General features: G+C 74.1%; 13 protein-coding genes. 7 read left to right on the top strand and 6 right to left on the bottom strand.

The features are described from left to right. The first annotated feature begins 129 nt into the window (after positions 1-129). The 4 genes from ACZ60J_RS31800 to ACZ60J_RS31815 all read left to right on the top strand — a co-directional run bounded on the left by ACZ60J_RS31800 (position 130) and on the right by ACZ60J_RS31815 (position 3,775). Positions 130-864 carry an ABC transporter permease gene (locus tag ACZ60J_RS31800; protein ID WP_469687177.1) on the top strand — a complete coding sequence of 245 codons (735 nt, stop codon included), beginning with the start codon at positions 130-132 and terminating at the stop codon, positions 862-864. Further along, the gene (locus tag ACZ60J_RS31805) at positions 864-1,529 is read left to right on the top strand and encodes an ABC transporter permease (RefSeq protein ID WP_469687179.1); all 666 of its coding nucleotides are present in this window, start codon (positions 864-866) and stop codon (positions 1,527-1,529) included. The genes ACZ60J_RS31800 and ACZ60J_RS31805 overlap by 1 nt, the downstream gene beginning before the upstream one ends. Before the next feature lie 49 nt (positions 1,530-1,578). After that, a complete protein-coding gene (locus ACZ60J_RS31810) occupies positions 1,579-2,571 on the top strand; it encodes an ABC transporter substrate-binding protein (RefSeq protein WP_469687181.1) in 993 nt (330 codons plus the stop codon). A 97-nt stretch (positions 2,572-2,668) separates the two neighbouring features. Beyond that, entirely contained in the window at positions 2,669-3,775 is a 1,107-nt protein-coding gene (locus tag ACZ60J_RS31815; protein WP_469687183.1) for a hypothetical protein, read from the top strand. 12 nt (positions 3,776-3,787) lie between these two features. On the opposite strand, the gene ACZ60J_RS31820 is transcribed toward ACZ60J_RS31815, so the two are convergent. From ACZ60J_RS31820 to ACZ60J_RS31835, 4 genes are all read right to left on the bottom strand, one after another. After that, the gene (locus ACZ60J_RS31820; protein WP_469687185.1) at positions 3,788-5,035 is read right to left on the bottom strand and encodes an alpha/beta hydrolase; all 1,248 of its coding nucleotides are present in this window, start codon (positions 5,033-5,035) and stop codon (positions 3,788-3,790) included. Between the two features lie 249 nt (positions 5,036-5,284). Continuing rightward, positions 5,285-5,509 carry a hypothetical protein gene (locus tag ACZ60J_RS31825; protein ID WP_469687187.1) on the bottom strand — a complete coding sequence of 75 codons (225 nt, stop codon included), beginning with the start codon at positions 5,507-5,509 and terminating at the stop codon, positions 5,285-5,287. Positions 5,510-5,574: 65 nt separating this feature from the next. Then, positions 5,575-6,444 carry an arylamine N-acetyltransferase family protein gene (locus tag ACZ60J_RS31830; RefSeq protein WP_469687188.1) on the bottom strand — a complete coding sequence of 290 codons (870 nt, stop codon included), beginning with the start codon at positions 6,442-6,444 and terminating at the stop codon, positions 5,575-5,577. Then, complete coding sequence (locus ACZ60J_RS31835; protein WP_469687190.1) at positions 6,441-7,583, bottom strand: NADH-quinone oxidoreductase subunit D; 1,143 nt, start codon at positions 7,581-7,583, stop codon at positions 6,441-6,443. The genes ACZ60J_RS31830 and ACZ60J_RS31835 overlap by 4 nt, the downstream gene beginning before the upstream one ends. Positions 7,584-7,683: 100 nt before the next feature. On the opposite strand from ACZ60J_RS31835, the gene ACZ60J_RS31840 reads away from it, so the two are divergent. After that, positions 7,684-8,175, top strand: coding sequence for a PH domain-containing protein (locus tag ACZ60J_RS31840; RefSeq protein WP_469687191.1), 492 nt, complete (start codon positions 7,684-7,686; stop codon positions 8,173-8,175). Positions 8,176-8,327: 152 nt separating this feature from the next. Continuing rightward, positions 8,328-9,806, top strand: coding sequence for a PH domain-containing protein (locus ACZ60J_RS31845; protein ID WP_469687193.1), 1,479 nt, complete (start codon positions 8,328-8,330; stop codon positions 9,804-9,806). A 47-nt stretch (positions 9,807-9,853) separates the two neighbouring features. On the opposite strand, the gene ACZ60J_RS31850 is transcribed toward ACZ60J_RS31845, so the two are convergent. Both ACZ60J_RS31850 and ACZ60J_RS31855 read right to left on the bottom strand, forming a co-directional pair. Beyond that, complete coding sequence (locus ACZ60J_RS31850; RefSeq protein WP_469687195.1) at positions 9,854-10,558, bottom strand: response regulator; 705 nt, start codon at positions 10,556-10,558, stop codon at positions 9,854-9,856. A 2-nt stretch (positions 10,559-10,560) separates the two neighbouring features. Then, the gene (locus tag ACZ60J_RS31855; RefSeq protein WP_469687197.1) at positions 10,561-11,763 is read right to left on the bottom strand and encodes a sensor histidine kinase; all 1,203 of its coding nucleotides are present in this window, start codon (positions 11,761-11,763) and stop codon (positions 10,561-10,563) included. 106 nt (positions 11,764-11,869) lie between these two features. Between ACZ60J_RS31855 and ACZ60J_RS31860 the strand changes: the two genes are divergently transcribed. Next, positions 11,870-12,892 (top strand): SAM-dependent methyltransferase, encoded by a 1,023-nt coding sequence (locus tag ACZ60J_RS31860; RefSeq protein WP_469687199.1) that lies wholly within the window; start codon positions 11,870-11,872, stop codon positions 12,890-12,892. The last annotated feature ends 64 nt before the right edge of the window (positions 12,893-12,956 follow it).

The following is a 12,956-nucleotide window of genomic DNA, read 5'->3' on the forward strand; positions in this document are numbered from 1 at the left end:
CCATCTTTCCCTACCCGCGGGGTCCGTTTGTGAAGGGCGTGTTGCCCGTGTGCGAAGGATTCCGGCCATTGACGGTGCCGGGGGTTATGGTCGCTCCTACGTACGTTCGGTGACGGGGGGTGAGGGGCGATGGCCGGGCAGAGCTGCCTGGTGGCGAACGACTGGATCTGCTGGGAGTACGTCACCTCCCGCTCCCAGGAGCTCACCGACGCCACCCTCGAACACGTCTGGATCACGGGTGTGTCGGTGCTGATCGGCATCGCCGTGTCCGTTCCGCTCGCCCTGCTGGCCCGCCGCGGCCGCCGCTGGGCGGCCCCCGTGCTGGGCATCACCACGCTGCTCTACACGGTCCCCTCGCTCGCCATGTTCTCGCTGCTGCTGCCGGTCTTCGGACTCTCGGCGGCGCTGGTGGTGACCGGGCTGGTGCTGTACTCGCTGACCATCCTCGTGCGCAACGTGCTGGCCGGTCTCGAAGGCGTGCCCGAGGACGTACGGGAAGCCGCGCGCGGGATGGGGTACGGGCCGGGCCGGCTGCTGTGGCAGGTCGAGCTGCCGCTGGCGCTGCCCGCCCTGCTGGCCGGCGTCCGGATCGCGACCGTCTCCACGGTGGCGCTGACGACCGTGGGCTCCATCGTGGGCAAGGGCGGCCTCGGCAATCTCATCGCACCGGCCGTGAACAGCTCCTTCAAGGCCCAGGTGCTCACCGCCTCGGTGCTCTGCGTGCTCCTCGCGCTCGTGGCGGACCTGGCGCTGCTCGGCCTCCAGCGGCTGCTGACGCCCTGGACCCGCGCGACCCGTCCGGCGCGTCCGACCCGGGCCGACCGCGCCGCGCGCACCGCCGGCGTCAGCGGGGGAGCGGTCTGATGGGCGTGCTGGGACAGGCCTGGGACTGGCTGGCCGACGGGGCCAACTGGTCCGGGGAGAGCGGGGTCTGGCACCGGCTCGGCGAGCACGTGTACGTCAGCGGGATCGCCCTGGCCCTGGCCTGCGCCCTCGCCCTCCCGGTCGGACTGTGGCTGGGGCACCTCGGCAAGGGCGGCGGGATCGCCGTCAACGTCTCCAACATCGGGCGGGCCGTCCCGGTCTTCGCGGTACTGGCGCTGTTCATGGTCTCCCCGCTGCGCAACGCCGGGTACGTGCCGACCATCGCCGCTCTGGTCCTCTTCGCCGTCCCGCCCCTGCTGACCAACGCCTACGTCGGCATGCGCGAGGTCGACCGCTCGGTGGTGGAGGCCGCGCGGGGCATGGGCATGTCCGGCCGCCAGCTCTTCTGGCGGGTGGAACTCCCGCTCGCGCGCGGCCTGGTGATGACGGGACTGCGCTCGGGAGCCGTCCAGGTCATCGCCACCGCCACCATCGCCGCCATGGTCGGCCAGGGCGGCCTCGGCCGGATCATCACCGCCGGCTTCAACACGTACAACACCCCGCAGGTCGTCGCGGGCGCCCTGCTGGTCGCCGCGCTGGCCCTGCTCGTGGAGGGCGCGCTGGTGGCGGCCGACCGGCTGCTGCCGGGCGCGGCCGGCCGCTGAGCGGGGCCCGGGCCCGGCCTCCACGTCCACCCCTCGAATGGAGATCGATATGAGCAAGTCCACGCGCGCCCTCGGCGCGGCCCTGGGCGCGGTCGCCCTGACCGCATCGCTCGCCGCGTGCGGCGGCGACAGCCTGGAGAAGACCAAGGACGGGGGCTCCTCCGCCGCCGCGTCCGGGTCGTCCGAGGGCGGCAAGGGCGGCAAGCTGGTGATCGGCGCCGCCGGTTTCACCGAGTCCAACGTGCTGGCCGAGCTGTACGCGCAGGTCCTCAAGGACGCCGGCTACGACACGTCGATCACCACGGTCAGCAACCGCGAGCTGTACGAACCCTCGCTGGAGAAGGGCGAGATCGACGTCGTCCCGGAGTACGCGGCGACCCTCGCGGAGTTCCTCAACGCCAAGGTGAACGGCGCCAAGGCGCCGACGGAGAAGCCGGTCGCGTCGAGCGATGTCACGGCGACGGTGGCGGCCCTGGAGAAGCTGGCGGGCCCGCTGGGCCTGAAGGCGCTGCCCGCGGGCTCGGCGGTCGACCAGAACGCCTTCGCGGTGAGCAAGGAATTCGCCACGAAGAACAATCTCAAGACCCTTTCCGATCTTGGCAAGTCCGGCCTGAAGGTGAAGATCGCGGCCGGTGACGAATGCGCGGTACGGCCGTTCTGCGCACCCGGATTGAAGACGACATACGGAATCGACGTTTCCGGTATCGACCCCAAGGGCGTCGGAACCCCGCAGGCCAAGCAGGCGGTCAAGGACGGCGCGGACCAGCTCGTCCTCACCACCACCACGGACGCCACCCTCGACAGCTTCGGCCTGGTCCTGCTGGAGGACGACAAGAAGCTCCAGAACGCCGACAACGTGCTCCCGGTGGTCAACGCCAAGGACGCCGGCGCCCCCGAGGTCGCGGCTGCCCTCGACAAGATCACCAAGGCGCTCACCACGGCCGATCTGGTCGAGTTGAACCGCAAGGTCGATGCCGAGCGCGCCAAGCCCGCGGATGTCGCGAAGGCCTATCTGGAGTCCAAGGGCCTTCTGAAGAAGTAGGAGTTGTGCCTTTCGCGCGGCACGTGCGGTAACTGCTCGGAAACAGATTCCCGGGCGGCTACCCCACACCCTGTCTACGCCCTGTAAATTTCAGGCCATGCCCCGTGGACGCCACCGCAATCCCGAACCTCTTCACCGGCTGCTCACGCCGACGGCCGTCGCCGGTGTGTCCGTTGCCGGCGCCGGCGGCGCCTGGCTGCTCGCGGAACCGATGGCGCTGCGCCTGCTCGTGGCGCTCACCGCGGCCGCCGGGCTGGCCGGCGCCGTCGTCATGCGCTCGTGGGACCTGGCGGCCGGCCGCCAGGTCTCCGAGCTCGGGCGCGAGCGGGTCAAGGACGAGTGGCGCACGGACGAGCGGATAGCCGAGCTCGAATCCGACCTCGAAGAGGCCCGGGTGCTGCGCGCCAAGCTCGATGCCAAGCTGCGCGCCAAGCGGGTCGAACTCGCGGGCCTGCGCGGGGAGCACGCGTCGCTGCTGCGCCGGTACGCCACCGCCGAGACCGAGCGCGCGAGCGCCCTGGAGGGACGTCGGCTGCTGGCCATCGAGGCCGCGGCCCCGGCCGCTCCCGCCGCCCCGGAGCCCAAGCAGCTTCCCGCCGTGTCCGAGGAGCGCACCAGCGCCGGCGCGGCCACCTCGGTCGGCTTCGCCCGCGCCCACGCCGCGCTGGCGGCACTGGCCGACAAGACCGCCGCGCAGGCCAAGACCGCCGCGGACGTACCGGCCGGCCCCGCCGCCCTGACCGCGGCCCCCGCCTCTCCCGCGCTCCCCGCCGCCCAGGCCGCTCCCGCCGCCCCGGCGAAGCCCGCCGAGCCCGAGGGGCACGGCCGCCCCGCCCTCACCGGCCCGGTCCCCACGGGCACGGCCGCAGCCGTCCCCGCGCGCCGGCTCGCGGCCGCGGTGGCCCCGTACGCCGCCCAGCGCCGGCCGGCCTCGCGCGTCGAGGGCGGCTTCGACTTCTTCGGTACGAAGACCGCGGCGCAGGCCCGCGCGGTCATCGAGTCCGTGCAGAACGAGGACCTCGCCGACGTCGTCGGCGCGGAGGCCCTCGCCGTCCACAAGGCGGAGTCCGCCCAGGACGGTGCCGAGCCGGAGTTCAAGCCGGCCACCGCCGAGACCCGCGCCGTGGGCCAGGTCATCGACCTGACCGCCCACGACGAGACCGAGCCGATCGACGTGGTGCAGCTGCGCACCGCGATCTCCTAGCCGGAAGACGGCCTAGCCGAGCGAGTCGAACCAGCGGACGGCCTGCGGGGCCGAGCGGATCACCGAGAGGACGTGATCGGCGTCCGGCCCCTGGTCGACGACCTTCGCGCGGACTCCGTGGCGGGCCAGGTCGGCCGCGCACGCCCGGGTGTTGGCGAGGGGGACGTCCGTGTCGGCCGAGCCGGCGTAGAGGCGGACCGGCGCGGAGGGCTTCCAGTCGCAGGAGCCGTCGTTGGTCTTCAGCGCCGTCCGCAGGGCCCCGCGCGGGGACCGGACGTTCTCGTACCACTCAGGGGTGAGCAGCTCCTGCGGTGAGGTGGGGAGCCCGGCCACGATCTCCTCGAACCCGTGGTTCCCGTCGAACAGGGTTTCCACAGCCTGTGCGTAAGGTGCGCGGAACACCTCGGCCGGATCGGCGTAGAGCGGGTGCAGCCGGTTCTGGGCGGTGAGGAAGTAGGAGAGGTAGAAGACGGCGGTGTGCGGGTCGACCCGGCCGTCGGTGATGCCGGGCAGCTCGGAGCCCTCCAGGTCGTACGGACCGGCGACCGGTGCGAGCGCGCGCAGCCGGAAGCCGCTGGACGGGCGGGACAGTTCGCGGCCCAGGGCCATCGCCACCTGGGCTCCCTGGGAGAAGCCGGTGGCGTACACGTCCCGGGTGACGGGGCGCCCCAGCCGGTCGGCCGCCGTCCGGGCGGCCTTCAGCATGTCGACGGAGGCGGTGACCGAGGACCGGGTGTCCATGTACGGATGGGCGCCGGGTCCGCCGCCCAGGCCCAGGTAGTCCGGGGCGGCCACGGCGCGGCCGGCGGAGGCGTGCAGGTACGGGGTGAGCCTGTTGTAGCCCGCGCCCCCGGACGGGGCGTCGTCGCGGGTGGCGACCGTGCCGTGGGTGTCGGAGACCAGGTCGAGCCGGTGCGGGCCCCCGCGGGGGAGCACGAGCAGGCCGGTGGCGGTGGTCGGGCGGCCCTGGGGGTCGACGGTGGCGTAGGTGAGGCGGTAGGCGGAGACCCCGTACCGGACCGTGGACGCGTCGAAGCCCTCGGGTGCGAGACGGGCGGTGACCTCCGCGGGGGCGAGGCGCTCCAGGGCGGTGACGGAGATCAGGTGCCCGCGGCCGCCCTGTGCGGCCGCGGGGGCCGCGGGGGCCGGGGCGGCGAGCGCCACGGGCGCGGCGAGCCCGCCGAGAACGGCGGCGAGTACCACTGCGGCGGCCCCGCGCCGGAGCCACTGGCGGTTGCTGTGCTTCTGCTGCGTCGTCATGCCCCGAAACTACGGAGCCGCGCGCGCCCCCAACATCCGGCCAGCCTGCGGCGGTTACTGGTGCTGACCCCCTAGGTCGTCTCTTTCGGATCTTGTCGGCCGAGCCTGCGGCGTCTGGTGCCGTGCCTGGGCGTGCTGTCGGGGCGCTCGCGTACTGGGCGTACGTGGTCGTCTCGGCAGTGCGGCCAGGCGCGGTGCCGGGCGCCGCGGGCCCGGCAAGATCCGAAAGAGACGGCCTAGGCCCACCCCCTAGAAGAGGGGCAGCTGTCCCGGGATCGGGGACAGGGTGAAGCCGTCCAGGGTGGGGGCGGCGGCGCCGAGGGTCACGCGGGCGCGGGAGCCGGGGCAGGAAACCATGCCCCCGGCGGCGCCGCTGCCCCGCCCGGCGGGCGGGTCGTGGCGGGCGATCCGGCCGGCGGTGACGGCGCAGTCGCGGCCGCAGGAGGGGCAGGCCCGGCGGGGTGAGAGGGACATCCCCCAAGTCTGCCCTGCCCCACGGACATCGGCCTGCCCGGCGGGTCCGCCAGACCGCTGCGGGGTCAGTCCTCGCGCCCGGCCGCCCAGCGCGCGTGGGCCCGGTCCACCCGGCTCCACAGGGCCGTCCGGTCCGCCGGGGTCAGGTCGTCGAGCGCGCGGCCGAAGACGCCCTCCAGCGCGGCGTAGAACTCCCCGGGGCCGTCGAGCACCCGCTCCGTGTTCCCCCGCACCGGGTCGATCCGGCTCAGCACCCGTCCGCGCAGGGTGTCGATGCCGTCCGCATCGCGCCGCAGGGCCGCGAAGGTCCGTACGAAACCGGAGTTCGCGGAGGTCGACAGCCGGACGTGCTCGGCCTCGAAGCCGGCCGCTGCCGCCGTCCCGGCGGGCTCCGCGCGGAAGTTCACGAGCGGCGCCGAGCTCCCCGGATGCCGGTAGAGCCAGCCCGTTCCCGGGAGCCGCTCCAGGGAGTAGGCGAAGGCGCCCTGGCGGTACGTGCCTTCGCGCAGCGGCAGCGGCTCGTACGGGCCGTCGCCGAGCCCGGCGTCCACGAAGAACACGGCCCCGCTGCCCGGCACGCGGACGGTGAGCGCCACGTGGTCTCCGCTCACGCCCCGCAGGGCGTCCTCGGACTGGGACTCCTTGTACACGCCGCCCACGTGGCGGGTGACCTCGTATCCGAGGTGGTCCAGGAGCGCGGCGAGGGCCCCGTTGAGGTGGAAGCAGTAGCCGCCGCGTCCTGCGGCGAAGCGGCGGGCCGACAGCTCGGGGTCGATGCCGGGGGCGCGGCCGAGCTGGATGTCGACGTTCTCGTACGGGACCCGCTCCAGGTGCGCCCGCTGGAGGGCGAACAGCCCCTCGACGGACGGCGCGCCGGGCTCCTCGATGCCGAGCCGCCGCAGGTAGGCGGCGTATATGGGGTGCGGCCCGGTCACTTGTCGATGTCGCCGACGACGAAGAACAGCGAGCCGAGGATCGAGACCATGTCCGCGACCAGCTGTCCGGGGAGCAGCACCGCGAGCGCCTGGATGTTGTTGTAGGAGGCCGAGCGCAGCTTGAGCCGGTACGGGGTCTTCTCGCCCTTGGAGACCAGGTAGTAGCCGTTGATGCCGAGGGGGTTCTCGGTCCACGCGTACGTCTCGCCCTCGGGGGCCTTCAGCACCTTCGGCAGCCGCTGGTTGATCGGTCCGGGCGCCAGCTGTTCGATCCGGTCGAGGCAGGCGACCGCGAGGTCCAGCGCGTTGTGGGTCTGCTCCAGCAGGACCTCGAAGCGGGCCAGGCAGTCGCCCTCGGTGCGGGTGACGACCTTCAGGACGTCCTGGAGCTCGCCGTAGGCGAGGTACGGCTCGTCGCGGCGCAGGTCGAAGTCGACGCCGGAGGCGCGGGCGATCGGGCCGGAGACCCCGTACGCGTGCACGGACTCGGCGGACAGGACGCCGACGCCGCGGGTGCGGGCGCGGAAGATCTCGTTGCCGCGCACCAGGTCGTCGTAGACGTGCATGCGCGTGTTGACGTCGGCGATCGCGGCGCGGGCCCGGCCCAGCCAGCCGGCGGGCAGGTCCTCCTTGAGGCCGCCGACGCGGTTGAACATGTAGTGCATGCGGCCGCCGGAGATCTCCTCCATGACGGCCTGGAGCTCCTCGCGCTCGCGGAACGCGTGGAAGATCGGGGTGATCCCGCCCAGCTCCAGGGGGTACGAGCCGAGGAACATCAGGTGGTTCAGGACCCGGTTCAGCTCGGCGAGCAGGGTCCGCATCCACACGGCCCGCTCGGGCACCTCCATGCCGAGCATCCGCTCGACGGCCATGACCACGCCCAGCTCGTTGGAGAACGCGGACAGCCAGTCGTGGCGGTTCGCGAGCATCACGATCTGGCGGTAGTCGCGGGCCTCGAAGAGCTTCTCGGCGCCGCGGTGCATGTAGCCGACCACGGGCTCGGCACTGACGATGCGCTCGCCGTCCAGGACGAGGCGCAGGCGCAGCACGCCGTGCGTGGAAGGGTGCTGGGGGCCGATGTTGAGCACCATGTCGGTGCTCTCCGCCGCGCCGCCGATGCCGACCGTGGTCTCCGTCATGGCGGCATTGTCTCAGCCGGAGGGGGTGGGGTGCGGCCGGGTCCGGATCGCGGATCCGGCGGCCCGCCCCGTCCCGGAGGACACGCCCTAGGGTGGGGGAATGGAAACGGGGACGGCGGGTGAGACGGGGCAACCCGGCTGGGTGGGGCTGGAGGGCGGGCTGCTGACGCTGCGGCGCCTCCTGCTGACTGTGTGGATGACCTTGTTCGCGGTGGTCACGGCCGTCGTGCTGGGGCTGACCGCCGGGCCCGTCTGGGCGGCCTTCGGCGCCTTCTGGCTCGTGGTGCTGGCCTGGGGCTGGGTGATGCTTGGGCGGAACTGGCGCTCCTGGCGGTACGCGGAGCGCGCGGACGACCTGCTGATCAGCCGGGGCGTGATGTGGCGGGAGCAGACCGTGGTCCCGTACGGGCGGATGCAGCTGGTGGAGGTGACCTCGGGCCCCCTGGAGCGGCGCTTCGGTCTGGCGACCGTGCAGCTCCACACGGCCGCGGCGGCGACCGACGCCACGATCCCCGGGCTGGTGCCCGCGGAGGCGGAACGACTGCGCGACCGGCTGACCGAGCTCGGCGAGGCAAGGTCGGCGGGCCTGTGACCCCGTCGGCGGGTGCGGAGCCCGGGGCGGGGCCCGAGCCCGGGTGCGGGGTCGAGCCCGGGCGCATGGCTGTGCCCGGGAGCGTGGCCGGGCCTGAGGCCGGGGCCGGGCCCACGGCCGGCGTCCCGGTCGCCGTGCCGGATGCCGGGCGCGTGACCGGGCCCGGGGCCGGTCGGGACCCCGGTGGCGCGGGCGCGCCCGAGGCGGCCGCCCTCGGTGAGGCCGGTACCGACAGGGTCGGCTCCCAGGCGGTCGCCGCCGGCGAGGCAGGTCCCGGGGCGGTCGCCGCTGGTGTGGCCGGTGGCGGCGCGGTCGCCGGGGAGGCGGGCGGCGGGGGGTCCGTGCAGGAGCGGCGGCTGCACTTCCTGACGCCGCTGCGGCGGGCCTGGGTGCCGATCGCGGCGACCATCGGCATCGTCGCCCAGCAGGGCGAGAACGTCGCCGAGTGGGTCACGGCCGTCTCCACCGCCCTGCGGGTCCTCGCGCTGGCCGCGCTGGTCCTCGTCTTCGGCGTGTACGGCTTCCTCAGCTGGTGGTTCACGCACTACGCGGTCACCGACACCGAGCTGCGCATCCGCAGCGGGCTCCTCTTCCGCCGCACCGCGCACATCCGCCTGGACCGGATCCAGGCGATCGACGTCACCCGGCCGCTGCTGGCCCGCATCGCCGGCGTGGCCAAGCTCCGCATCGACGTCATCGGCACCGACGACAAGGACGAGCTGGCCTTCCTCGCCGAGCACGACGCCGTCGGGCTGCGCGCCGAACTGCTGGCCCGCGCGGCGGGCTTCGCCCCGGCCGAGGCCGTCTCCCTGGGGGAGGCCCCCGACCGGGAGCTGCTGCGGGTGGCGCCGCGCGACCTGGCGGTGTCGATGCTGCTCACGCTGTCCGTCTGGGCCGGACTCCTCGCGGGGCTCGCCGGGCCGCTGCTGGTGTGGTGGCTCAGCGCCAGCCCGTGGGCGGCCGTCGTGACCCTGCTCCCGATGCTCGGCGCGGTCTGGAAGGGCACCGCCGGCCGTTTCCTCGCCGAGTACGACTGGCGGGTCGCCGAGTCCCCCGACGGGCTCCGGCTCGACCACGGCATGCTCGACCGCGCCCACGAGACGGTGCCGCCGGGGCGCGTGCAGACCGTACGGATCGTCGAGCCGCTGCTGTGGCGCCGGCGCGGCTGGGTCCGGGTGGAGCTGGCCGTGGCCGGGTCGAAGAACAACGTCCTGGTCCCGGTGGCCACCCGGGCCGCCGCCCACGCCGTCGTCGCGCGGGTGCTGCCCGGCGTCGACCTCGGGGGGCTCGTCTTCGAGCCGTCGCCCCGGAGCGGATCGCGCTGGGTGGTGCCGGTGTGGTGGAAGGGGTACGGCCTGGCCGTCTCCGCGGACGTGTTCGCGGCCCGCCGCGGCCGCCTGTGCCGGCGTACGGAGATCGTGCCGCACGCCAAGGTGCAGAGCGTCCGGCTGTCCCAGGGCCCCTGGGAGCGTGCCCGCGGGGTGGCCGACGTCCGCGTGGACACCGGCGCGAACGGCACGGTCACGGCCCGCCTGCGCGCGGCGGCCGAAGCCGCCGAACTGCTCCGCGCCCAGGCGGCCCGCTCCCGCACCTCCCGCGCGCAGGCCCGCCCGGACCGCTGGATGACCTGAGGCCGGGCGGGGGGCGGCGGGCCGCGGGGCTACGCGGCCCGCGGGGGCTACGCCGCCCCGCCGCCCGCGCGGACCAGCCCGGTCTCGTACGCCAGGACCACGACCTGGACGCGGTCGCGCAGGTTCAGCTTGGTCAGGATGCGGCCCACGTGGGTCTTGACCGTGGCCTCCGACAGGACCAGGCGGCCGGCGATCTCGCCGTTCGACAGGCCCTGGGCGACCAGCATCATGACCTCGCGCTCGCGCTCCGTCAGCCGCTCGACGTCCTTGTTCCGGGGCTCCTCCGACGCCGACGGCAGCATCGGCGCGAACCGGTCCAGCAGTCGGCGCGTCGTGGACGGGGCGACGACCGCGTCGCCGCTGTGCACCGAGCGGATCGCGGCCAGCAGCTCGCCCGGCGGGACGTCCTTGAGCATGAACCCGCTCGCGCCCGCCTTCAGGCCCGAGAAGGCGTACTCGTCGAGGTCGAAGGTGGTCAGGATGATGACCTTGGGGTGGTCCTCGGGCTCGCAGATGCGGCGCGTCGCCTCGACCCCGTCGAGCCGGGGCATGCGGACGTCCATCAGCACCACGTCCACCTTGGTGGCCCGCAGCACCTCCAGCGCCTCCAGGCCGTCGCCGGCCTCGGCGACGACCTCCATGTCGGGCTGCGCGGCGAGCACCATCCGGAAACCGGTGCGCAGCAGCACTTGGTCGTCGACCAGCATCACGCGGATGGAGGGGCCGGAGGAGGGGCCGGTGGGGAAGGACATGGTCACCTTTTCTTCAGGGGGAGCAGGGCGCTGATCCGGAAGCCGCCACCGGGCCGGGGGCCCGCGTCGAGGGTGCCTCCGACCATACCGATGCGTTCGCGCATGCCGATCAGCCCGTGTCCGGCGCCGTCCGCGCCGCCGTCCGTGTACAACTCGTGGGCCGAGCCCCGGCCGTCGTCCTCGACGAGCAGGCCGAGCCCGTCGTCGAAGTAGACGAGCCGGACGCTGGCCTTCGCGGCCGGGCCGCCGTGCTTGCGCGTGTTCGTCAGCGCTTCCTGGACGATCCGGTACGCGGTCAGCTCCACGCCGCTGGGCAGCTTGCGCGGGGCGCCCTCGACCTCGAAGTCCACCGCGAGCCCGGCCGCCCGTACCTGCTCGACCAGCACCTCGATCTGCTCCACGTCGGGCTGCGGCACGTAGTCCTCGGACTCCTGCGGCTCGCCGGTGCGCAGGACGCCGAGCAGCCGGCGCATCTCGGCGAGGGCCAGGCGCCCGGTGCCGGAGATGGTCTGCAGGGCCTCCTTGGCCTGCTCGGGGGCCGCGTCCATCACGTAGGCGGCGCCGTCGGCCTGGACCACCATCACCGAGACGTTGTGCGCGACGACGTCGTGCAGTTCGCGGGCGATCCGGGCCCGCTCGGCGGCGACCGCCATCTGGGCCTGGGTCGCGCGCTCCTTCTCCAGGCGCTGGTTGCGTTCGACGAGCTGGTCGTAGTAGGCCCGGCGGGTGCGCAGGGAGTCACCGAGCACCCAGGCGAGGGCAAACGGGATGATCGCGAAGAGCACATAGAGGATGTTGTCGCGCAGGTTGCCCTGGTCCGCCGCGAAGCGCACGGCGTACAGCGGGGAGGCGAGGATGCCGATGGCGAACGCGGTACGGGACATCCGGCGCGAGACCTCGGAGGAGGCGGCGACCGTGTACAGCACGATCAGCATCGCGAGGTCGGCCACGACCGCGTCGAGGTGGGCGATCAGCTGGTAGACGCCGGTGGCGGTGGCCAGCCAGAACATCGCCCGGGTCCACCTGCGGCGCAGGGCCACCACGATGGTCATCGCCACCACCACGGGGACGGCGAGCACCCGTGAGGGGCTGCCGTGGGACGTGTCTTCGACGACCTGCAGCATCCCGATCCCGAAGAGGAGGACAGCCCAGAAGCTGTCGACGCCCGTCGGGTGTCTGCGGAGGAAATCGTAGAGGCGCTGCACGTAACCCAGAGTAGGGACAGCCGATAGGTGCTGGAGTCAACCAGAGGGGCGATCCGCTCGACGCGCGAGTACTACCGGAGGTGGAGGCGACCATAACCTTTCAGCGATGAGCACTCAGGGTGAAGGCACGGCACAGGCGGGTCCGGTCCGCTGGCGGACGGCGATGGAGCGGGCCCTGTACGGCCCCGACGGGTTCTACGTGCGCCCCGGCGGGCCCGGCCCCGCAGGGCATTTCCGCACCTCCGTGCATGCCTCGCCGCTCTACGCGCGGGCCGTGGCCCGGCTGCTGCTGTGGGTGGACGCGGAGCTCGGCCGCCCGGAGGAGCTGGACCTGGTCGACGTGGGGGCCGGGCGGGGGGAGCTGCTGGCCGGGGTGCTGGCGGCGCTGCCGCCGGAGACGGCCGCGCGGGTGCGTCCGTACGGGGTGGAACGCGCGGAGCGGCCCGCCGGGCTCGACGGGCGGATCCGGTGGGTGGGCGAGCCGCCCCGGGGGACCCGGGGACTGCTCTTCGCCAACGAGTGGCTCGACAACGTACCGCTGGACCTCGCGGAGGACGGGCGCTACGTGGAAGTCGCGCGGGACGGTACGGAGAGCCCGGGCGGCCCCCTGGACGGGCCGGACCGGGCCTGGCTGGATCGGTGGTGGCCGGGTGCGGGTGTGCAGCCGGAGCCGGGCGCGGAGGCGGGTGCGGGCGCGGGCCGGGCGGAGATCGGTCGGCCGCGCGACGAGGCCTGGGCGGCGGCCGTCGCGACCGTGGAGCGCGGGCTCGCGGTCGCGGTGGACTACGCCCACACCCGGGAGGCCCGGCCGCCCTTCGGGACGCTGACCGGATTCCGCGCCGGGCGGGAGACCGCCCCCGTGCCGGACGGGAGCTGCGACGTCACCGCGCACGTGGCGCTCGACGCGTGCGCGGGGCCGGGGGCGGTGCTGCTGACCCAGCGGGACGCGCTGGCCGCCCTCGGCGTCTCGGGGGCCCGGCCCCCGCTGGCCCTTGCCTCCACCGACCCGGCGGCGTACGTCCGGGCCCTGTCGGGCGCGGGGGAGGCCGCGGAACTCACCGCGCGGGGCGGTCTGGGCGACTTCGGCTGGCTGGTCCAGCCGGTCGGCGTCAGCCCCTGGCCGGGGTAGGTCGGCCCCCGGGGAACGGCGGAAGGGCGGGTAGGGGACTCGGCGCAGCGCACCGGCCCCTACC

It is taken from the genome of Streptomyces sp. NPDC104226 (assembly GCF_055584085.1).